Source organism: Lysinibacillus sp. OF-1 (assembly GCF_028356935.1).
Lineage (GTDB): Bacteria > Bacillota > Bacilli > Bacillales_A > Planococcaceae > Lysinibacillus > Lysinibacillus fusiformis_D.
Window position 1 is genome coordinate 4,154,125 of record NZ_CP102798.1, and the last position, 19,359, is coordinate 4,173,483.

Sequence of the window (19,359 nt, forward strand, 5' to 3'; positions counted from 1 at the left end):
ACTAGAGGCGAGTTAAAAATAGGTTAAATTACAGCAATCTTTTTAAACTTTTCTCTACTCAGACTGTATTTTTCCATATATTCCACCACCACCAACCTCGATCGCTAATTGACCCGTTCTAGCTAAATCAATTAAATGGGCGATTTTATGTGGCACAACTTGTTCAAGCTGGTTGAGCGTTACCACATGTAAAATATTCATTTCAGTACCAAATGCTTCTATTAGACGTTCCATCATTTTAGGGCCAATACCAGGGATGAAATCAAGTGGTACTTGATGAATATAAGGCGGTCTATTTCGTTCATTCAGAAAATCCTCTGATAGTTCCTGAATACGTGTAGCTACCCCCTTTACGATTTGCATACTTCCACAGTTTGTACATATGGTAGCTTCGTTACCTAGTCGTTCTCCACATTTAGCACAGACCGTTTGATGATACTTGCCAAGCAAAGGATTTAAACCATAATTCGCTGTTACTGCTCGACCTTGTTGTTCATGTAGAGCCATTTTTAATTCTGCAAAATTTGCTTCTGCTAATTGTAACTTTTGATACTCACGTGCCAGTTTTCCAAGCGAATGGGCATCAGAATTACTAACGAACGTATATGCTTGTAATTCTTTGATACGACTTACCATATTGGTATCAGAGCTTAACCCTAATTCAATGGCATCGATAAGCTGTGGATCAAAGACTTCTGTTAAGCTACGCTCAACCCCTCTACCAAACAAACTTTTAAATGGTGTAAAAACATGGGCAGGAATAAACAGACCTCCCAATTCATGCACCTTTCGCTGTAATGTGAGACCGTCACAATAAATTCGCTGTGAACTCAAGTGGATATTTTTCATATGTTGGGACATCCAATCAGAGAACTGCTTCATTAGCATCAGTGTTGGAAAGTAAGCAAGCACATGAATAGGTCCATGACAATATTGATCGTAAATTTCGATTTCCGACCCTGGAATCAACGTTGTTTCCTGAAAGCGTAGGCCGCCCTCTTTTAATTCCTGTAGTTCACCTTGTTCAATCATCTCCATCATTTCTTCGATTACTTCGGGTGAATGACAATCAATAATCCCAATAATATCTAATCCCTTTCTAGCACTAGCAGTCTCTAAAATTTTTGCTAACGTTAATGTTTTACTGCCAGTAATTTTCACTGCTCGCCCACTAGAAGTACGCCCAATATGAATATGTAAATCTGCATAAAATGTTTGCATTTCAATCGCTCCCTTTAGTATTTCAAGTACGTAAATTTTTTTGTTCAAGCGGACTCAAGATAAAAATACCTTACATCACAGCAAGGTATTTCTCACTTTATTATGATGGATGATTGGTGGTAGTGCTATTATTTGTCTCATAAGCACCTGAACTATGTGATGACCCTGACGATGAATCATAGGCAACTAATGTCACACCAATCTTTTTTTCAAGCTCGTTAATTTTCGCAAGTTGCTGTGGATCTAATTGAGCAAATTTAATGTCTTCCATTATCATCAATCCTTTCACTCATAAAGTTCCCTGAAATAAAAAAAGTATACTTCATTCCACCTCAACTTAATTGCTTAAAGCTTTGTGATTTAGCTAATTTCCAAACGTTTGTTGAATGAAAATGACTGATATTCAGTCATTTTTTTATTGACATTGTTTTTCTCATCCTGTAACATACTAAACAAGTAAGGCAAAAGTGAGGGATTGCATGTCAAAGGAAGAAAAAATTATTCAAGCTGCAATTGAAGTTTTTCGCGAAAAAGGAATTGAAAAGACGAAGGTTTCAGATATCGTCAAAGCTGCTGGGATTGCTCAAGGAACATTTTATCTCTACTTCCCATCACGCCTTTCTGTCATGCCAGCTATTGCAAAAAATATGGTAGAAAGAATTATTACTACCGTAGATGAAGGTGTTTCAGATCATAAGCCTTTTGATCAGCAACTTGAAGAGGTTGTTGAAATCATTTTCTCGATCACAAAGGAATATGGTGATATCGTTGCACTCATTTATGCTGGAATTGCACAAACAGAACATTTAAAAGAATGGGAAAGCATTTATGCACCATACTATGATTGGATGAGTAATTTCTTATTAACGGCTCAACAACAAGGCATCATTCGAGATTCAATTAATCCATCACGGTCAGCAAAGCTTATTATTGGTCTAATTGAATCTGCCGCAGAACAAGTTTATTTGTTTGATGACAGCAAGGATGAAACGATGACACTGCTTAAGCTTGAACTTCTAGACTTTTTATATCATGCACTTGGCCTACGTCACGCGTAAGTGACGTTCTCTTTTACCTATAAAATGACTGAACGTCAGTCATTTATTCTATTAATGAAAGGATTTTAATTATGCAAAAAGAATGGTTATATGTCGGTCTAACAAGTTTATTTGAATTGTTTTGGATATTTGGTTTTAATGTAGCAAGTTCCTGGTGGCATTGGATTATTATTGTGTCTATAATTGCTATCGATTTTCACTTCTTATCAAAAGCTTGTGAAAACCTACCTACTGGTACCGTATACGCTATTTTCGCTGGTGCAGGTGCAATTGGCACTACGTTAATGGACATTTTTATTTTCGATGGAGAGTTTAATGCGATTAAAGGTATTTTCATGTTTATTTTAATATCGGGCGTTATTGGATTAAAATTAGCAGATAACGCACCAACAGATCACGATGAAAAGAAAGGAGTGAATGCATAATGGGTTGGGTATATATTTTATTAGCAGCAATAGCCGAAATTATAGGTGTTATTGGATTACGCTTTTATAGTCACAATAAAACGATACGAAATTTATTATTATATGTCGGTGGCTTTGGATTATCATTTGCCCTTTTATATGCTTCCTTCAATTATTTACAGCTAAGCATTGCCTATGTTGTCTGGGTAGGTATTGGTACTGTCGGTGCAGTGCTTGTCAATATCATTTTCTTTGGTGAATCCAAAAATCTACCACGAATTATCAGTATCATCGCTATTATCATCGGTGTAGCAGGATTAAAGGCCGTATCTTAATTAAACTACAATCAAAGGACATCCTTCTAATATCGAGGAATGTCCTTTGTCATTTAAACCATTGAGTATATCTTTGAACCTGTTACATTTTTATAATTAAAAACAGATACACTGCGGTCCTTACTCTAGCTAATGAAAAATCCGTCTCCTGTATAAACATTGACTATTTTTCTAACTAAGAAACATAAAAACTCTTCCTGGTATGACTGTTTCCAATGCCATGTATTTTCGTAAATGCTACTTTCATAATGAATATATTATGTAAAATAATTGTCCTTACTTTTTTAAACTTGACTGACCTTCTTTGCGAATTGATCAGGAACATACGTGAGGTATGGTTTACCAGTCAAGGAATGTGTTTGAATATCAGCAAAAACACCAAATACTTCTTGTAACAATGTTGGTGTTAGCACTTCCTCGGGTGCCCCATGACACACAATTCGACCTTGCTGCAAAACGTAAATTTGATCACAGTACATTGCCGCAATATTCAAGTCATGTAAAGCCGCAACTACTGTTAAATGTAAGGTTTGAATTAAGTCCATAAGCTGAAGTTGATGTTGGATATCTAAATGATTCGTTGGCTCATCTAATATAAGCACTTGTGCTTGCTGTGCTAGTGCTCGTGCAACCATTACACGTTTTTTCTCTCCACCTGAAAGGGAGCTAAAGCTTCGTTTTTCTAAATGAGCTATACCTGTTTGCTTCAAAGCATCTTTAACAATTTGAAAATCTTGCTCTTGATCTAGCTCTAACAGTTTTTTATGTGGCGTTCTCCCCATGCTAACTAAATCATGTACAGTGAAATCAAATAAAACAGGTGTATCTTGACTAACAACAGCTAAATTCTTCGCAATTGCTTTACTAGATTGCTTTAAAATATCATGCTCATTTAATAATACCGTCCCGCTTTCAGGTTTTAGAAGACGATACATATTTTTTAGCAATGTTGATTTGCCACTACCATTAGGACCAATTAACCCAACAAACTGCTTTTTCTTTATTTGAATACTTACTTCATGTAGTATACGTTGATCGTTAATGGAGAATGATACTTGCTTTGCTTCTAATGTCATATAAGTTAATCTCCTTCACCGAAAGAATAATTATTGCGACGGAGTAGCCAAATGAAAAATGGACCTCCGCAAAAGGCTGTAATAATACCAATTGGCATTTCCTGAGGAGCAATGATAATTCGAGCAAAGGCATCAGCCCACACTAAGAAAATCCCCCCTATTAAAGCACTAATCGGTATCACATATTTATAGTTAGATCCCACAATTAAACGTACTATATGAGGGATAATTAGACCTACAAAACCAATAGAGCCACTGACTGCCACCAGTACACCTGTTAACAGGGAGACAAGTAATATAAGCTGAATCCGAAATTGCTGAAGATTAACGCCTAACGTCACTGCCGCTTCTTCCCCAAGTAAAAGTAAATTTAAATTTCGATAGTGTAGCCAGAGAAGCCCAAATACGACGAAAAATATGGAAGCTGGAATGATAATATTATTCCATTTAGCTCCTGCTAGACTACCTAGCATCCAAAACATAACAGCTTTTAAAGCCCCCTCTTGCTTTGACATCATTAAAATAAAATTAGAAATGGCCGTTAAAATAAAGGAAACAGCCATACCTGCCAATAACAGACGAAAAATAGAAACCCGTCCCCCAACACGAGATAAGAAAAACACCAGTGCAATGGCAAGTAATGATCCTAGAAAGGCTGATATTGAAAGCGCGTAAATACCTAAAAATGAAAAGGCTCCTAAAATAATCACAGATGTCGCTCCGACGGCTGCCCCTGAAGAAATCCCTAAAATATACGGGTCAGCAATGGAATTTCGCACAAGTGCCTGAATGGCTGCCCCCGCAATGGCTAATCCAGCACCAACAATAGCAGCCAATAAAACACGAGGTGCTCTTATTTGCCAAATGATAATTTCCTGTGAGCGACTCCAATCTTGCTCTATGGCATTTTGTATAAAGGGGATTTTAGAAAGAATAACTTTCCATACATATAATGGTGTAACTGATACAGAGCCGACCATGACAGCAAAGGTCATAGAAACAATTAATACGAAGAAAAGGATTAAGGAAAAAAATATAAACTTTTTATTCATCCGTTTTAAACTCCTACTGAATAGTGATGAATGAAGCAATAAAAAAAGGTATTCCATACGCAACTACGCATAGAAATACCCTAGAATAAACAAAGTCAGAAAAAATCCAGCTATTGTCCGTAATTGCTTGCATCCTCGTGGGCATTACAGGTATTACTAACTGGCAGGTCTCCTGGCTTCGATTCAACACCCTATAATTGCCTTCCCATTCTTCCACAGTGGCAAATAATATTATAGGACTCCTCGTTACAGTTGCGGGACAGCGTCGGACTTACACCGACTTCCCTTTTAAGTGACATTATAAAATGGCACACCAATAGTATTTGAATTTATAAAATTGTGACGATTCTATCATACATTTTTATAGATTGTTAGTCTACATGGAATTTTATTTCTAAGGAAGAACAATATATAAGCTGTATCTTCGCAGTTTTGCTATTTGCTCGTTATAAATTGGCTATCTATTACTTAATAGTTTTGGCATGGGAGGATACTCCACCACATCTTAGCCACTTTTCCTATCACATACATCAATAACATTTCGCTCTCTTCATTCATGTCAAAAAGCAATTGACATCCATCATTTCTGCACATTTGTTTGCTACAGTAAGGGAAAATAGTGAGGAGGATATTACATGATATTTAAAAGAAAATGGTCTACTGGACTTCTAGCAGTAACGGCCTTCATTAGTTTAACAGCTTGTGCGGAGGAGCAAACGAAGCCTGCATCTCCTTCCAATAACACTGCTGAAGAAATGGATCATTCTACGATGAGCCACTCAAGCTCAGGTGAAGTACCATCCACATTAAAGAACGCGGATAATCCGAAGTTTTCTGTTGGAAGTAACGTGATTATTACGGATGGACATATGGACGGTATGAGAGGTGCCGAAGCAACAATAATAGGTGCCTATAACACAACTGCCTATGTTATTTCCTATGAGCCAACTTCCGGTGGAAAGCGTGTAGAAAATCATAAGTGGGTGATTCATGAAGAATTGATTGATCCAGAAGAAGCACCACTAGCCCCTGGCACAGAAGTAAAAACGGACGCAGCGCATATGGAAGGTATGGAAAATGCGACTGTCCGTATTGAGGAGGCTATCCAAACGACTGTTTATATGGTTGATTACACTTCGACCACAAATGGTGAAGCTGTTAAAAATCATAAATGGGTGACAGAAGAAGAATTAACCTCAAAATAATATGAACAACCTCTCCAGCATTTCTGGCAGAGGTTGTTTTCTAGCTTTTGTGTTGTAACGGTTTTCTATCAATTGACTTATGCCATTTATAGCCGATACCCCATACTGTTTGCAAGTAATCATCCGCAGGGAACCCACTTTTTCTTAATTTTTCTCGTAAATTACGCACATGAGAATCAATGGTACGATCTTCAATTGTCACATTATATCCCCAGACTGTGGTGATTAGATGTTCTCTAGAAAATACTTTATTTTGATGATCTAAAAATAAAACAAGCATGGAAAATTCCTTTGGTGTTAGGGGAATTGCCTCATGTTGAAAATATAATTCAAAGGATTCCTTATCTAAGCGAAGACCCTCAAAGCTAATAACCTTTTCCTCTATTTTCGATCTTCTTAATACCGCATATATACGTGCTAATAACTCTTCCTCATCGAAGGGTTTTAATATGTAGTCATCAGCACCGAGGTTTAAGCCTTTTACAATATCCGCATGCTCTCCTTTTGCAGTAAGCATAATGATGGGTACATCCCAAAACTTCCTAATTTCTTGGCACGCCTGCCACCCATCCATCTCTGGCATCATAACATCCAAAAGAATTAAATCTGCATGCCCATCTTCTAAAAAATCGAAAGCCTCTTGAACGGAAGACATAGCTCTACAATAAAAATTCGGCTCTAAATAAAGGGTTAATAAATCTAACATTCTTGGCTCATCATCAATGCATAAAATGGTTTTCATCTGTTTCTACCCCTTTAAAAGATAATTCAAAAGTAGTTCCTTTATTTATTTCACTGCTAACCTTCACTTCGCCCCCATGCGCCTGTACAAGTTCCTTGACAATAGCAAGCCCCAGTCCAGAACCACCTAAAGCACGACTACGAGATTTTTCCACTCGATAAAATCGTTCAAAAATATAGGGTAAATCCTTCTTTGGAATCCCCTTCCCTGTATCTTGAACGATAATGCTTAAAACATCATTGTGTTTCTTTGCGGTGACTGAAGTCGTATCTCCTGACGCACAATAGATTAATGCGTTATTTAATAGATTTATTAGGATTTGCTCTAGCCTTGCTTCATCTGCCCATACTGTCAAACCCTCTTCATAACGTACAATAAAATGTATACCCTTCTCTTGAAAAGCAGGGCTTAGCTTTTTTTCAATGTTTGTAAAAAATGAATTTAAATGTACGTTTTGTTGTTCAATCACAAACGAGTTTTCATCCATTTTAGCTAAATCAAATAAATCTTTAATTAATCGAGAAAGTCTATTTGTTTCTTCTATTATAATGGCTAAATACTTTTGGCGATCCTGCTCTGTTAAATCCCGTTTCGAAAGAATGTCGGTATAGCCTTTAATAAAGGTTAGAGGTGTGCGAAGCTCATGTGCAATGCTCGATAAAAATTCCTTACGCTCATGCCTTAAATGATTCAGATCGTTAGACAACAGCTGTATAGCATTCGATAAATCCCCAAGCTCATCCTTTCCATTGGTAGAAAGGGCGACTGTAAAATCACCTTTGCTCATTTTCAATGTGGCCTCTTTCATTTGAATTAATGGTTTAGCAAGCTTTCGAGATAGAACGATAATGACTGCTATAGTGACAAGACCAGATACTAACCCAACGATGAGAAAATGTTTATTTAAGCGTTTCATTAACGCATGAATGGAGTCTGTATTTTGAAACATAAAAACATAGCCAATCGTTCTTTGCTGATTTTGAATAGGACTAATAGTGGCAATCGCTTGAACCTCTTGCCAATCATCTTGTAAGATCCTTCCCTCATACGGTATTTTTCCCTCAATCTTATGGATCATATCACTAATTTCTAAATCAGGCTGCGAAGAAACCAGTATTGTTCCCTCATAATCAGTCACTACTACATCCGTACTTTCATTAGATTCCATAAGTACCACATGTGCTAGCGTTTCCTCGTTGAAGTTCTGTTCTAATACCGTACGATGTGAATTTCCCCTTGCTTGCAAACTTGCTAGCTCTTCCTCAACTCTAGAATTGGTTAAGGAGACATGTAAAAAAAACATCATAAATGTTTCGATACAAAATAATGTAATAAAAAAGATGATGCCCAGCTTTAGTGATAATTTTCTCATCTGTAACCACCATTTTAGAATTTCTTAAAAGTATAGCGTGAAAGTATGAAGATTTCATGCAGAAACAACATTAAAAAAATGTCTATAACGAAATGGACCTCCACTAAGGGAAATTTCTTGATGCTAATGCTTCTTCTTGTGCAGGGTCTTGAATTCGGCACAACTTTATAAAATGATTGTCACAACCCATGTACGTCAGCAACAGTTAATTAATTTAGTACATAATATTGCTTAAGCTATCTTCGTTAACCTGACTTGCTATAAAATTAGTTGATGAGTAATGGATTGATTGAAGAAAAACAAGCGACTCTTTGGGGATTAGCGTCACAGAAGTAGTTTTGGAGAGAACAATGTGGGTGAAACAGTTCATCGGATGATCCTTGAAAGCTTAGCTCTATGCAAAGAACAAAGTGATCGTTCACAAAGGAAATCAACTTTGCTTTGCTCAACTGCCATTCTTATTTTTCTAATCAGAACCACCAGTATAACTGGTGGTTTGCTCTGCGCGTGAAACGCTGGGGTACTGGCCCATGTCTAAAGACATTCTGAATGGTCTGCCAACCGCACTCCGTTTTCACACAAACCGCTAAAGCGGCTTACTTATTTTTTCTTTCTCTTGATCTCTTCTCCTGTGAATGGGTCAATGAATTCTTTCATCGTCATTTGATCTTGCAGGATATCTTCTTGTAATTGATTTTTTATATACTCTTGTATCTTTTTCTTATTTCGGCCGACTGTGTCCACATAGTATCCTCGACACCAGAATTGACGATTACCGTATTTATACTTTAAATTTGCATGTCGGTCGAAAATCATTAGACTACTCTTCCCTTTTAAATAACCCATGAACGCAGATACACTCAATTTCGGAGGAATACTTACCAACATATGAATATGGTCAGGACAGGCTGTTGCCTCTATGATTTCTACATCTTTTCTTTCACATAATTGGCGCAATATTCTTCCAACATCTGCTTTAATTTGACCATAAATAATCTGCCTTCTATACTTTGGCGCAAAGACGATATGATACTTACAATTCCACGTTGTATGTGCTAAACTTTTATTATCCATTTATGGTGGCTCCTTTCGTACGAAGTCGGTTGACTAGACCTGACTTTATTGTACGTTTGGAGTTTTTTTATTGTCCATAGCTAAAAGCTTTCCGGAACCCCCTGCATAGCAGGGGGTTTTCAAAGCACACAATAAGATGACCCATAAGTAAAGTATACTTATGGGTCAGATTTTAATTAAATGTATTTTTTTGCCCAGTTTAAAAAGTTATCGATGACTACATCAAGGAATTTTACTGTACCTTCATCAGTTAAATTGCCTTCTGCATCGAATTTAGTGTGAACAGCACCAATGTAAACATCATTGCCGCTTAGTAATGGTGAGTTAATGCCAGGAGAGAATAAAATATCGCGTAAATGTAATTGCGCTTTTACAGTACCTAAGTTCCCCATAGATGCACCCATAATGATAGATGGTTTACCAATCATTACTTTATCTACACGAGATAGCCAATCAATGGCATTGACCATAACGCCTGGTACTGTACCATTATATTCTGGTGTCACCCATAGTACAGCATCTGCCGCCTTTACTTTTGCTTTAAAATCAAGAACCTCTTGCGGTGCTTCATTTTCGATATCTTGATTATACATTGGTAGATCCTTTAAGCTTAAAACTTCAAGATCTAACTTTTCTGTATAACGTTTTTGAATAAATTGAGCTAATTGCATATTATAAGATTCTTTACGGATACTACCAACGATAGCTACCACTTTCATGATGTTTCCTCCTAAATGTACATTATTCATAGTATTTGTATAGCAATTCTATTTTATACCACATTAATAATAAGTGGCAAATTCTTCAACTGGCTTGCGATAGCCTCGTAAGCGACGACTGTCTTCTTTTTCTTTCCCAATTGTAATCATCAGTGCTATCTCTTTGGTTTCTGGCACATGAAATAGTTCTCGCAATTTCTGATGATCAAAACCAATCATAGGACAAGTGTCCCAGCCGCGATTTTTTGCAGCAAGCATAAATAGCATGGCAGACAAAGACGCATTTCGAATAGCTTCATCCTTCATAAATGTCTCACCACGTTCTTCATAAAATTTAGTATTCTCTGCAACAATTTCTACTAGTTCACTAGCTGTTATTATACCCAAATCAACCATACCTTGACTTAGTTCAGCAGTATCTTTATAAGCATCTTTATCACCTAAGACAAGGATTACCCCTGAAGCTGAATGCACTTTATATTGACCAAATGCCGCCTCTCGCACCTTTTCCTTCATATCCTCATCCAGCACAACGATATAGCTTGCATGCTGTAAGTTAAATGCTGATGGGGCGAGCTTAACATCCTCCAAAATAGGACGAATATCTTCCTCAGTCATCTTAACGCCCTTGATAAAATTATTAGCAGAGCGACGCTTATCAATCAGCTTGGAAAATTCCACTTATTAAACCTCCAATATAGTTATGTATTCATCCAGTAGTAACCCTACTGAATGAAATAATATTACTCATATTCTTTATCGAACGTAATGGAGCTTCTTACAGTATCTATTGGACGAACGAGGCCTTCAATCTGCTCACGCTTTGGTTCTAAAAACGGTGGTAAGGACAGTTTCTCACCTAGCGTTTCATATGGCTCATCACCCATAAACCCTGGACCATCTGTAGCCAATTCAAATAAAATTTGAGGTGCTACCCGTGCATACAATGATTCAAAGAAATGACGATTTACATAGCCAGATGTATGGAAGCCAAAGCTTTCAAAACGTGCAGTCCATTCATCTAATACTGCACGATTCTCTACACGAAAGGCTGCATGGTGAACCGTACCAAAGCCTTGTCGAGCAACAGGTAACACAGTGTTATGCTCTACAATAATTTGAGCGCCATTTCCACCCTCACCTACTTCAAATAGATGGAAATCTCCTTCTTCTGCAATTTCTTTAAAAAGCATCACTTTTTCTAGCATATCTTTAAAATATTTCACATTAGCTACACGAACAAATACTGGCCCTAAACCTGTAATTGCAAATTCTACTGGGATGGGACCATCTTGCCAAGGCGTGCCTGAAGCAACTCCTGTATTATGCTCATCAGAAATAAGCTGATAGTGCTGATCGTCAAAATCAACAAAGGACAATGTTTTTTTACCAAACTGTTCTTTAATACCTGTATGTTTTACAGTCAATCGATCAAAGCGCTTTACCCAATAATCTAAAGCTGCATCCGTCGGTACACGGAAAGAAGTTTTTGATATTTCATTTGTTCCATGTACCCCTTTTGGGATGTTTGGGAAATCAAAGAATGTCATATCTGTCCCTGCACTACCTTTATCATCTGCAAAGAATAAATGGTATGTTTGAATATCATCTTGATTCACTGTTTTCTTTACTAAACGCATACCTAAAACGAATGTAAAAAATTTATAATTCTCTTCAGCACTACTTGTAATAGCCGTTACATGGTGTACACCTTTTAAATGATTCATACAATATTCCTCCCATTTATCTCGACTTCGAGATATATGTGTAAAATTTTTTAATAATTAGTAGCGTTTTTACCTACTTTTTTAAGAGACAAAATCATTGTGTCCAGCTCCTGCGATTCCAATACTTCAAAAATCTCGTTTATTTTTTGTTCATGCCTAGGGAAAATCCTTTCCATTAAAGCCTGTCCCTCATAAGTTAATAACACATACGTAACACGTCGATCTTTCGGACATGCCTTTCGATATACATAGCCTTTTTGCTCGAGCTTATCAATTACATAAGTAATACTACTGCTTGCAATTAATATTTTTTTACCAATCGCTTGAATAGGCTGCTCTCCATGATGGTACAAAAATTCAAGAACCGAAAATTCGGTTTGATTTAAATCATATTGAAGTAAATCTCTTTTAGTGGCATCCTGAATCGTTTGATATGCTCGGAACAAGACCGTAAATGCTTTTAAGTTACGATTGTCTTCCTTCATACGACTCCCTCTTTTACTTCGAATTCATTTATCTTTAATTCGAGATAATAATAACATATTCATTTTTAATCAGCAATCATTTTGTTTCTCACGTTTGCCATCTTCTTCTACGGGTAGAATGTAGTTGTAACTTATAAAGGAGGATTTTACATGAAAAAAGACGTCAATCAAAAACAACAACAGCTAAAAGCATTCCGAGTAAGTGATAAAGATCAACCTCTAACAACCAACCAAGGATTAAAAATATCGGAAGATGAACATTCACTAAAAGCTGGTGAACGAGGACCCACTTTATTGGAGGATTTTCATTTTCGTGAAAAAATGACTCATTTTGATCATGAACGAATTCCTGAACGAGTGGTACACGCACGCGGGTCTGCAGCTCATGGAATCTTTGAAACCTATAAATGCGCGAGTGACATTACAAAGGCTCAATTTTTAAATGGACAAGGAACTAAAACACCTGTCTTTGTTCGTTTTTCTACCGTTGCAGGCTCAAAAGGATCTGCTGATACTGTCCGTGATGTACGCGGCTTTGCTACAAAATTTTATACACAGGAAGGTAATTATGATTTAGTTGGGAATAATATACCTGTTTTCTTTATTCAAGATGCCATTAAATTCCCCGATTTTGTACACGCTGTAAAGCCTGAACCGAATAACGAAATTCCTCAAGCTCAAAGTGCCCATGATACGTTTTGGGATTTCATTGCAAATAATCAGGAATCTGCCCATATGGTCATGTGGCATATGTCCGATAGATCCATCCCACGAAGCTATCGAATGATGGAGGGCTTTGGTGTTAATACCTATCGCCTTGTCAACGCTGAAGGAAAAGCACACTTTGTTAAATTTCATTGGAAACCTATACTTGGGGTTAAATCATTAGTATGGGATGAGGCGCAAATCATCGCTGGAAAAGACCCCGATTTTCACCGTAGAGATTTATGGGAATCCATCGAACGAGGCGATTTCCCAGAGTGGGAGCTTGGTGTCCAACTTATTCCCGTTGAGGATGAATTTAATTTTAGCTTCGATATTCTCGATGCAACAAAAATATGGCCAGAGGAAGAAGTTCCAGTACGTATCCTTGGGAAAATGACACTGAACAAAAACGTTGATAACTTTTTTGCTGAAACGGAACAAGCTGCATTTCATGTTGGACATGTTGTACCTGGTATTGATTTTTCAAATGATCCTTTACTACAAGGTCGCTTGTTCTCCTATACAGATACTCAGTTAATAAGACTTGGAGGACCGAACTTCCATGAAATCCCTATTAATAAACCAATCTGTCCCTTCCATAATAACCAACGAGATGGCTATGGCCGACAAACCATTAATGTCGGGCAAGTTAGCTACCATAAAAACTCCTTAGCCAATAACTCACCCTCTCCTGTCTCTGAAAGCGACGGAGGATATAAACATTATGAAGAAAAATTGGAAGGACACAAAGTACGTGCACGTAGCGATAGCTTTAAAGACCATTTTTCACAAGCAAGATTATTCTGGCTCAGTATGACCGATGTGGAGAAAAAGCATATTATTAATGCCTTTAGCTTCGAACTTGGAAAAGTAAAAAATAAAGACATTCGAAAACAAGTTGTAGATATGTTTGCTCATGTCAGCTACACACTTGCATCAGCTATTGCTGATCAAATTGGTATAGTACCACCAATCCAAGTAGAAGTACCACATACTCAACAAATCTCACCTGCTGTTAGCCAAATGATCAATGCAGTCGAAAGTGTTAAATCTTTTAAAGTAGCTCTGATTGTAACAGACAATAGTAGTGAAAACTTAAACGAACTAATGGCTACATTGTTAAGTAAAAATATAGTGGTTGAACTTGTGAGTACTAAGCAAGGCATCCTAAATGGCTTTGAAATTCAAGAAACATTAGCTACTACCTCCTCCGTTCTTTATGATGGGGTTTATGTGACTGGAGCTTTCCAGCATTCTGATCAGCAATCTAAAGCACTACAATTCATTGAACAGGCCTATCAGCACTGTAAAACAATAGGCTATACGGAAAATGTTTCGTTTTTACAGCATCTTGCCAATAAAAATGGTGTGGCAAACAATCTGAATTCTTTTATTCGTTTCCTTGCTAAGCATCGACATTGGGTACGATAATGAATGGAAAAGCCAGCTAACGTATTGAATCTGTTAGCTGGCGTATTTCTTTTATTTAATTCGTGTAAATTCCTTTTCATTTCCGTCAACAAATTCAACATCGACTTCAATGGATTGGTAGTTGGCTTCAATATTAAATACTTTAATTACTTGATCGATTACCTCATCATTAGGTGTTGTCGAATCGAAATTTAACTGCTTAAATAATGGCTCTAATTTTGTATAAGCTTCATCCCCTTGCAGTCTTTCATTCTTACGGTCATCCTGTAACTTCGCTTCTATACCTGATTTTTTGTCTTCATATTCTACCTCATATGACTCTGTTGCAGAATAATCAACATCTAATGAAAACTCTAAAAAATTAAAGGTCATTTGGTCTGTTGGCGTATCACCAGTCTGCTGTGTACCATTTTGATTTGCTGGTGCGTTAGTAGGTACGTCCTTTACCTCATCCTTATTACAGCCATAAAGAATAACAGTCATGAAAGAAATCGTTAATAAAAATTTCAATTTCAAATTATACACTCCCTTCTTTCCATATTATTTCCCCATCCAGCTATAAACTAACCCAAAAAAGACATCTCCTTTGATGAGGAAATGTCCTTTTAATGACACGCTAATTAATAATAGAAGTTGCGATCAACTTTATTTTCTTGAATAGCCTTTGCTAAACGGACTGTTGAGATAGCCAAGTCAGCATATGACACACTCTTCGTAGCATTAAAGTTGTTTTGCTGTGCATCAATTAGACCCATACCATGTGCTAAAGCAATATAGCCTGTATACGCTGGATCAATTGAAGTTGCATCAGCAAAGTTTAATTTATAAATATCTTTATATTTAGCAACATTATCTAATTGTAATAGTTTGATTGACCACTCTGCGAACTCTTGACGAGTCAGAGTCGCATCCAATGCAAATTGATTTGCAGGCTGTATGATCCCCATTTTAACAGCTTGTTCTACTACTCCATAGAGTGGATGCTTTTTATCAATATTGTTAAAGGATTGCTTTTCACCATCTCCATTACCATAGTAACCATATGTTAAGGAATGTAATAAAATTTTCAATGCTTCTCCTTTTGTCACAGCAGCATCCGCATTAAAGTTTGCTAGATCTTTTACCTCTAACACATTTTGATTTAATAAATAATTTAACTCTTTGGCAGCCGTTGGGTGAGAAATAACAGGCTTCTCTTTAGAGTCATCTACATTATTTAACCATTCACCAGAAATAGCATCAATCTGGTTAAATAAACTACCATTGTACGTAGGAGCATACACTAAATCATAATGTTGTTTATTCTCCATATCTTGTTTTACATATTGTAGTTGCAATGTAAGTGCCTTGCTATAGGCTTCTTTTGCTTTGTCAGCTGAAATAACCTTATTGATAGATGGCCAGCTATCTATCTTTTGCTTATATACACTTAGTGAGCGTAAAGATCCATCAGAGCCAATACCTACATATAAGCCATCTCCTACAACTGCAATTCCATTCATAATGCGTGGGAAGGTGAAGTAATATTCCTTACTATATTGATCAAATACAGCATCCTCGATTGGCATTGAATACTCATGTAGATATGAAGGTGCCCATTCCTTCAAGTAATCAGTTGCCTTCTTCAATGCAGCGTCCTTCGAAATAGCATTTACTTTGTTATCTACTAAAAAATCTCTCGATAGGTCATGATACTGAACTAGTTCACCTGTCGCCTTATTGATTTCTAAAGAGCTACCAGATCCACCATTGCCATACATATACGTATAGTTTACAGAGTATATCGTCTCACCATTGTCATTTTCTCTTTCATCTACTAATTCTATATTGAGCTTCGCTTTACTCTCATCAACCTTTAAGAAATTTTTCGCGAACTCTTCAGCCTCAGCTGCCGTCATACCGTTCTTTCTTGGTGGTAATGGCTGTGCTGAAATTTTCTCAACACTCTTTGTCTTCGGCAATTGCTCAGTAAAACCATTTGCTGTCTGCCATTGCCCATTTAGAGCATGTACACCATTGAACCCTGTGGCAGGCGTATACACAAGCTTCACATTACGTTGATTAGATCTGTAGTCGTAATCAATATAATAACGAAGCTCGACAGCTAAATTATCACGAACTTGTGCCAGCATATCTTCCTCATTCTTTTTTTGATCTAAACGATCAAAGGAAGCTTTACTAATAGATTCTGCATTACTAGACATCCCCGTAATTTCACCATTTGCCAGAACATGAATAGTAATACTTTGATCTCCAATAAGAACCCCATTATAAATTGGTGAATAGACAAAGGAGTAAGTAATTGGTTCTGATAACGGTCTAGTAATATTAAAACCATATTCGTTATAATCATCACGAAGTTTGTAATTATCCGAATCAACAAATTTACCCAGGAATTTTTGTGCAATTTTTTGCGCCTCATTCTCTGAATACTTTGCTGGATAGATTGCTTCTGCTATATTTGCAGGCTGATAATAAAAACTTTCTAGTTCTAAATCATCGCCCTTAAATACAAAACTACCATGTGCATCTTTACCATTAATTGTCTTATAGAAGTTTAGTTCATATCGAACCGTTGTATCATCTCTATAAAAATGACCTGGTCCAGAATTAAAGTCATTATCCGCTACAAATTTGAACTCTTCTGGGAATAGTGAACGTAATTTTTTTATCAGCATGTTTTTTGTAACTTTTGTTTCAGTTGAAGCTACCTGAATTTCGATACGCTCCGATGATTCCTTTACATTTGCAGATACATGCGAAATTGGTGCTAAAATACCAACAGAAAATGCTGTTGACGTCAAAATAATACCTAACTTTTTAAATTTACCCAAAATATCCCTCCTAAAATACTATTTACCATAATTATAATGTATTTTCCGATATTTAGAAATGTTTTTTACAGATAATTTCCACTTAGAAGAAAATACATTGGGTAAACCCTATTTTCCTTCCTCATGTTATTTCTTCACCACATCAAAATTGGCTCCAATTAATACCCAATTTTGAGGGAATGGTAGCCCCAACTTCCAATAACCAATACCACGGAGATTATATTGTTTAATAAGATTGAATTTTGCTTGAATAGATCTAGCATCTTCAAACCACACCATATGTGCCCTACCTTGCTCATCATAGTATTCAAAGAATGGTGCTTGGGCTCGCCAATCAAACTGAATTGCTGCATTATAACGTTTGGCAATTTCAATGGCTCTTTGTGGGCTAAGTGCTTCCGCGTACGGTCCACCCTGTACAAAAGGTAACGTCCAGTCATAGCCATATAAATTTTGTCCAAGCATAATTTTACTTGCAGGTATTTCACTAATCGCATATTTTACAACAGCTTCTACCTCAGGGAGAGGCGAAACGGCCATTGGCGGTCCTGCAGAATATCCCCATTCATAGGTCATGAGTAAAACAAAGTCGACTATTTCTCCATGCGCCCTATAATCATGTGCTGCTGTCCATGGACCTCGTTCACTATCACTTGTTTTTGGAGCTAGTGCGGTAGACACTGTATATCCTTGAGCATGGAATTTTTCGACAGCTCTTCTTAAAAAATTGTTATAAGCTTGTCGTTGATCTGCTGGCAAATTTTCAAAGTCAAAGTGGATATCTTTCACTTCCCCAAGTCGCTTTGCTTCTGCAAGAATATTATCAAATAATAAATCTTGAACAGCCGTACTTTGAAAAATATCTCTCGCTAACTCGCCACTAAAACTAAAATTCTCCAGATTGGAAATAACCATAGCCAGAGATGCTCCCGTATCATCCGCAATTTGTGTCACACCTTGACTCGGTGGTCTCTGTAGGGTTCCATCCCTTCTTGCCTCATAACTGAATAAAGCTAAATATGTTAAATAGGGACCCGCTTCCCTAGCCTGATTCAAGAGGGCCTCGCTAACAGATGTTCCTCTGGGCTCTAAATACGCCAATGTTTCTGCCCTAGTTTTTGGCGGTTGTGGAATATATAATCTCGTTCCAATAGCTAATGGTTGATTGGGATTAATACCATTTACTTGAGCAAGCGTTACATAATTAATACCAAAGCGTTGCCCGATTGACCATAAGCTATCGCCTGGCTGTACATAATAAAAACTTCCGACAATTGGGATCACAAGAGCTTGCCCCACAACTAAACGATTTGGATCGGGAATTTGATTGGCCTCTACAATACTCTGAACCGTAGTCCCATACGCCTGCGCAATACCCCATAAAGACTCGCCAGCCCGTACAACATGTATTTGAATGATTTTGCCTCCTTCTCGCTTGATAAAATCATACCTATAAATCTTATGAAACCCGATAAGAAAAGATGTCTTGCTACAACACCACAAAAATCTATTACTTCGAATAGTGGATGAATTTTGTCATCCTTTTTAAAATAGTTTTTTTATTAGTGTATGAATAATAATTTCCTAAGGCTTCGGAACCCCCATTCACCTGATTTTTTGTTTGCTATGTATTCTACTGCTGTATGCCATGTACTCGATAATATCCATGTTTTTACTTTCCCTTCATTTTAATGTTTTCAATATATCTAGTGTCCTATCTTCTGCTTCTTCTCTACTATTTGTATAAGAAAACGCAAAATGATACACAACCCTAAAATATTTATCGTACAAACGTTCTATATATGACATATCCTTCTGTATAAATTCCCCCTCTTTCTACCTTATACATAAGTCTCTGTACGCTAGTTTTTGTCGCACTTTTCCCGAAATATTTAACGCAACTAGTATCATATGCCTTA

General features: G+C 36.9%; 19 protein-coding genes and 1 riboswitch. Of the genes, 5 read left to right on the forward strand and 14 right to left on the reverse strand.

Going from position 1 to position 19,359, the window contains the following annotated elements; translation table 11 throughout:
* Positions 1–54: 54 nt before the first annotated feature.
* Positions 55–1,221: an endonuclease Q family protein gene (locus NV349_RS20355; protein WP_036124615.1), complete on the reverse strand. Its 1,167-nt coding sequence runs from the start codon at positions 1,219–1,221 to the stop codon at positions 55–57.
* Between the two features lie 100 nt (positions 1,222–1,321).
* Positions 1,322–1,492, reverse strand: coding sequence for a hypothetical protein (locus tag NV349_RS20360; RefSeq protein ID WP_170829888.1), 171 nt, complete (start codon positions 1,490–1,492; stop codon positions 1,322–1,324).
* 208 nt (positions 1,493–1,700) lie between these two features.
* Here NV349_RS20360 and NV349_RS20365 point away from each other — a divergent pair, with 208 nt between their 5' ends.
* The 3 genes from NV349_RS20365 (at position 1,701) to NV349_RS20375 (ending at position 3,018) form a co-directional block, all read left to right on the forward strand.
* The gene (locus NV349_RS20365; RefSeq protein WP_036124620.1) at positions 1,701–2,279 is read left to right on the forward strand and encodes a TetR/AcrR family transcriptional regulator; all 579 of its coding nucleotides are present in this window, start codon (positions 1,701–1,703) and stop codon (positions 2,277–2,279) included.
* 71 nt (positions 2,280–2,350) lie between these two features.
* On the forward strand, positions 2,351–2,704 hold the full coding sequence (locus NV349_RS20370; protein WP_036124623.1) for a DMT family transporter: 354 nt from the start codon (positions 2,351–2,353) through the stop codon (positions 2,702–2,704).
* Positions 2,704–3,018 (forward strand): DMT family transporter, encoded by a 315-nt coding sequence (locus NV349_RS20375; RefSeq protein ID WP_036124625.1) that lies wholly within the window; start codon positions 2,704–2,706, stop codon positions 3,016–3,018. Before NV349_RS20370 ends, NV349_RS20375 begins: the two co-directional genes overlap by 1 nt.
* Before the next feature lie 284 nt (positions 3,019–3,302).
* Here the strand turns inward: NV349_RS20375 and NV349_RS20380 are convergent, their stop codons facing one another.
* Positions 3,303–4,094: a heme ABC transporter ATP-binding protein gene (locus NV349_RS20380; protein ID WP_089934264.1), complete on the reverse strand. Its 792-nt coding sequence runs from the start codon at positions 4,092–4,094 to the stop codon at positions 3,303–3,305.
* Positions 4,095–4,099: 5 nt separating this feature from the next.
* The gene (locus NV349_RS20385) at positions 4,100–5,146 is read right to left on the reverse strand and encodes a FecCD family ABC transporter permease (protein ID WP_036124629.1); all 1,047 of its coding nucleotides are present in this window, start codon (positions 5,144–5,146) and stop codon (positions 4,100–4,102) included.
* A gap of 145 nt (positions 5,147–5,291) precedes the next feature.
* Positions 5,292–5,479, reverse strand: a riboswitch (cobalamin riboswitch).
* Between the two features lie 302 nt (positions 5,480–5,781).
* Here NV349_RS20385 and NV349_RS20390 point away from each other — a divergent pair.
* The gene (locus tag NV349_RS20390; RefSeq protein WP_271911064.1) at positions 5,782–6,351 is read left to right on the forward strand and encodes a YdhK family protein; all 570 of its coding nucleotides are present in this window, start codon (positions 5,782–5,784) and stop codon (positions 6,349–6,351) included.
* A 40-nt stretch (positions 6,352–6,391) separates the two neighbouring features.
* On the opposite strand, the gene NV349_RS20395 is transcribed toward NV349_RS20390, so the two are convergent.
* The 7 genes from NV349_RS20395 to NV349_RS20425 all read right to left on the reverse strand — a co-directional run bounded on the left by NV349_RS20395 (position 6,392) and on the right by NV349_RS20425 (position 12,470).
* A complete protein-coding gene (locus tag NV349_RS20395; RefSeq protein WP_036124632.1) occupies positions 6,392–7,093 on the reverse strand; it encodes a response regulator transcription factor in 702 nt (233 codons plus the stop codon).
* Entirely contained in the window at positions 7,071–8,465 is a 1,395-nt protein-coding gene (locus NV349_RS20400; protein ID WP_036124634.1) for a HAMP domain-containing sensor histidine kinase, read from the reverse strand. The genes NV349_RS20395 and NV349_RS20400 overlap by 23 nt, the downstream gene beginning before the upstream one ends.
* 600 nt (positions 8,466–9,065) lie before the next feature.
* The gene (tnpA, locus tag NV349_RS20405) at positions 9,066–9,539 is read right to left on the reverse strand and encodes an IS200/IS605 family transposase (RefSeq protein ID WP_036129052.1); all 474 of its coding nucleotides are present in this window, start codon (positions 9,537–9,539) and stop codon (positions 9,066–9,068) included.
* A gap of 176 nt (positions 9,540–9,715) precedes the next feature.
* The gene (locus NV349_RS20410) at positions 9,716–10,258 is read right to left on the reverse strand and encodes an NADPH-dependent FMN reductase (RefSeq protein WP_271911067.1); all 543 of its coding nucleotides are present in this window, start codon (positions 10,256–10,258) and stop codon (positions 9,716–9,718) included.
* A 63-nt stretch (positions 10,259–10,321) separates the two neighbouring features.
* Positions 10,322–10,939, reverse strand: a complete 618-nt coding sequence (locus tag NV349_RS20415; protein ID WP_036124638.1) for a nitroreductase family protein — start codon at positions 10,937–10,939, stop codon at positions 10,322–10,324.
* A 62-nt stretch (positions 10,940–11,001) separates the two neighbouring features.
* Entirely contained in the window at positions 11,002–11,985 is a 984-nt protein-coding gene (locus NV349_RS20420; protein WP_036124640.1) for a ring-cleaving dioxygenase, read from the reverse strand.
* A 50-nt stretch (positions 11,986–12,035) separates the two neighbouring features.
* A complete protein-coding gene (locus NV349_RS20425) occupies positions 12,036–12,470 on the reverse strand; it encodes a MarR family winged helix-turn-helix transcriptional regulator (RefSeq protein WP_036124642.1) in 435 nt (144 codons plus the stop codon).
* 150 nt (positions 12,471–12,620) lie between these two features.
* Here NV349_RS20425 and NV349_RS20430 point away from each other — a divergent pair, with 150 nt between their 5' ends.
* On the forward strand, positions 12,621–14,606 hold the full coding sequence (locus NV349_RS20430) for a catalase (RefSeq protein WP_271911069.1): 1,986 nt from the start codon (positions 12,621–12,623) through the stop codon (positions 14,604–14,606).
* Positions 14,607–14,657: 51 nt separating this feature from the next.
* On the opposite strand, the gene NV349_RS20435 is transcribed toward NV349_RS20430, so the two are convergent.
* The 3 genes from NV349_RS20435 to NV349_RS20445 form a co-directional block, all read right to left on the reverse strand.
* Positions 14,658–15,122: a YusW family protein gene (locus NV349_RS20435; protein WP_036118972.1), complete on the reverse strand. Its 465-nt coding sequence runs from the start codon at positions 15,120–15,122 to the stop codon at positions 14,658–14,660.
* 104 nt (positions 15,123–15,226) lie between these two features.
* Complete coding sequence (locus tag NV349_RS20440; protein ID WP_058843581.1) at positions 15,227–17,440, reverse strand: YcdB/YcdC domain-containing protein; 2,214 nt, start codon at positions 17,438–17,440, stop codon at positions 15,227–15,229.
* A gap of 126 nt (positions 17,441–17,566) precedes the next feature.
* On the reverse strand, positions 17,567–18,739 hold the full coding sequence (locus NV349_RS20445; protein WP_419185182.1) for a glycosyl hydrolase family 18 protein: 1,173 nt from the start codon (positions 18,737–18,739) through the stop codon (positions 17,567–17,569).
* Positions 18,740–19,359: the final 620 nt, after the last annotated feature.

Excerpts from the sequence above, each read along its gene's own strand:
- NV349_RS20420 (WP_036124640.1), bottom strand. The coding sequence starts at position 11,985 with ATGAATCATTTAAAAGGTGTACACCATGTAACGGCTATTACAAGTAGT.
- NV349_RS20360 (WP_170829888.1), bottom strand. The coding sequence starts at position 1,492 with ATGGAAGACATTAAATTTGCTCAATTAGATCCACAGCAACTTGCGAAA.
- NV349_RS20385 (WP_036124629.1), bottom strand. The coding sequence starts at position 5,146 with ATGAATAAAAAGTTTATATTTTTTTCCTTAATCCTTTTCTTCGTATTA.
- NV349_RS20365 (WP_036124620.1), top strand. The coding sequence starts at position 1,701 with ATGTCAAAGGAAGAAAAAATTATTCAAGCTGCAATTGAAGTTTTTCGC.
- NV349_RS20380 (WP_089934264.1), bottom strand. The coding sequence starts at position 4,094 with ATGACATTAGAAGCAAAGCAAGTATCATTCTCCATTAACGATCAACGT.
- tnpA (WP_036129052.1), bottom strand. The coding sequence starts at position 9,539 with ATGGATAATAAAAGTTTAGCACATACAACGTGGAATTGTAAGTATCAT.
- NV349_RS20425 (WP_036124642.1), bottom strand. The coding sequence starts at position 12,470 with ATGAAGGAAGACAATCGTAACTTAAAAGCATTTACGGTCTTGTTCCGA.
- NV349_RS20430 (WP_271911069.1), top strand. The coding sequence starts at position 12,621 with ATGAAAAAAGACGTCAATCAAAAACAACAACAGCTAAAAGCATTCCGA.
- NV349_RS20390 (WP_271911064.1), top strand. The coding sequence starts at position 5,782 with ATGATATTTAAAAGAAAATGGTCTACTGGACTTCTAGCAGTAACGGCC.
- NV349_RS20370 (WP_036124623.1), top strand. The coding sequence starts at position 2,351 with ATGCAAAAAGAATGGTTATATGTCGGTCTAACAAGTTTATTTGAATTG.
- NV349_RS20400 (WP_036124634.1), bottom strand. The coding sequence starts at position 8,465 with ATGAGAAAATTATCACTAAAGCTGGGCATCATCTTTTTTATTACATTA.
- NV349_RS20355 (WP_036124615.1), bottom strand. The coding sequence starts at position 1,221 with ATGCAAACATTTTATGCAGATTTACATATTCATATTGGGCGTACTTCT.
- NV349_RS20395 (WP_036124632.1), bottom strand. The coding sequence starts at position 7,093 with ATGAAAACCATTTTATGCATTGATGATGAGCCAAGAATGTTAGATTTA.
- NV349_RS20375 (WP_036124625.1), top strand. The coding sequence starts at position 2,704 with ATGGGTTGGGTATATATTTTATTAGCAGCAATAGCCGAAATTATAGGT.
- NV349_RS20410 (WP_271911067.1), bottom strand. The coding sequence starts at position 10,258 with ATGAAAGTGGTAGCTATCGTTGGTAGTATCCGTAAAGAATCTTATAAT.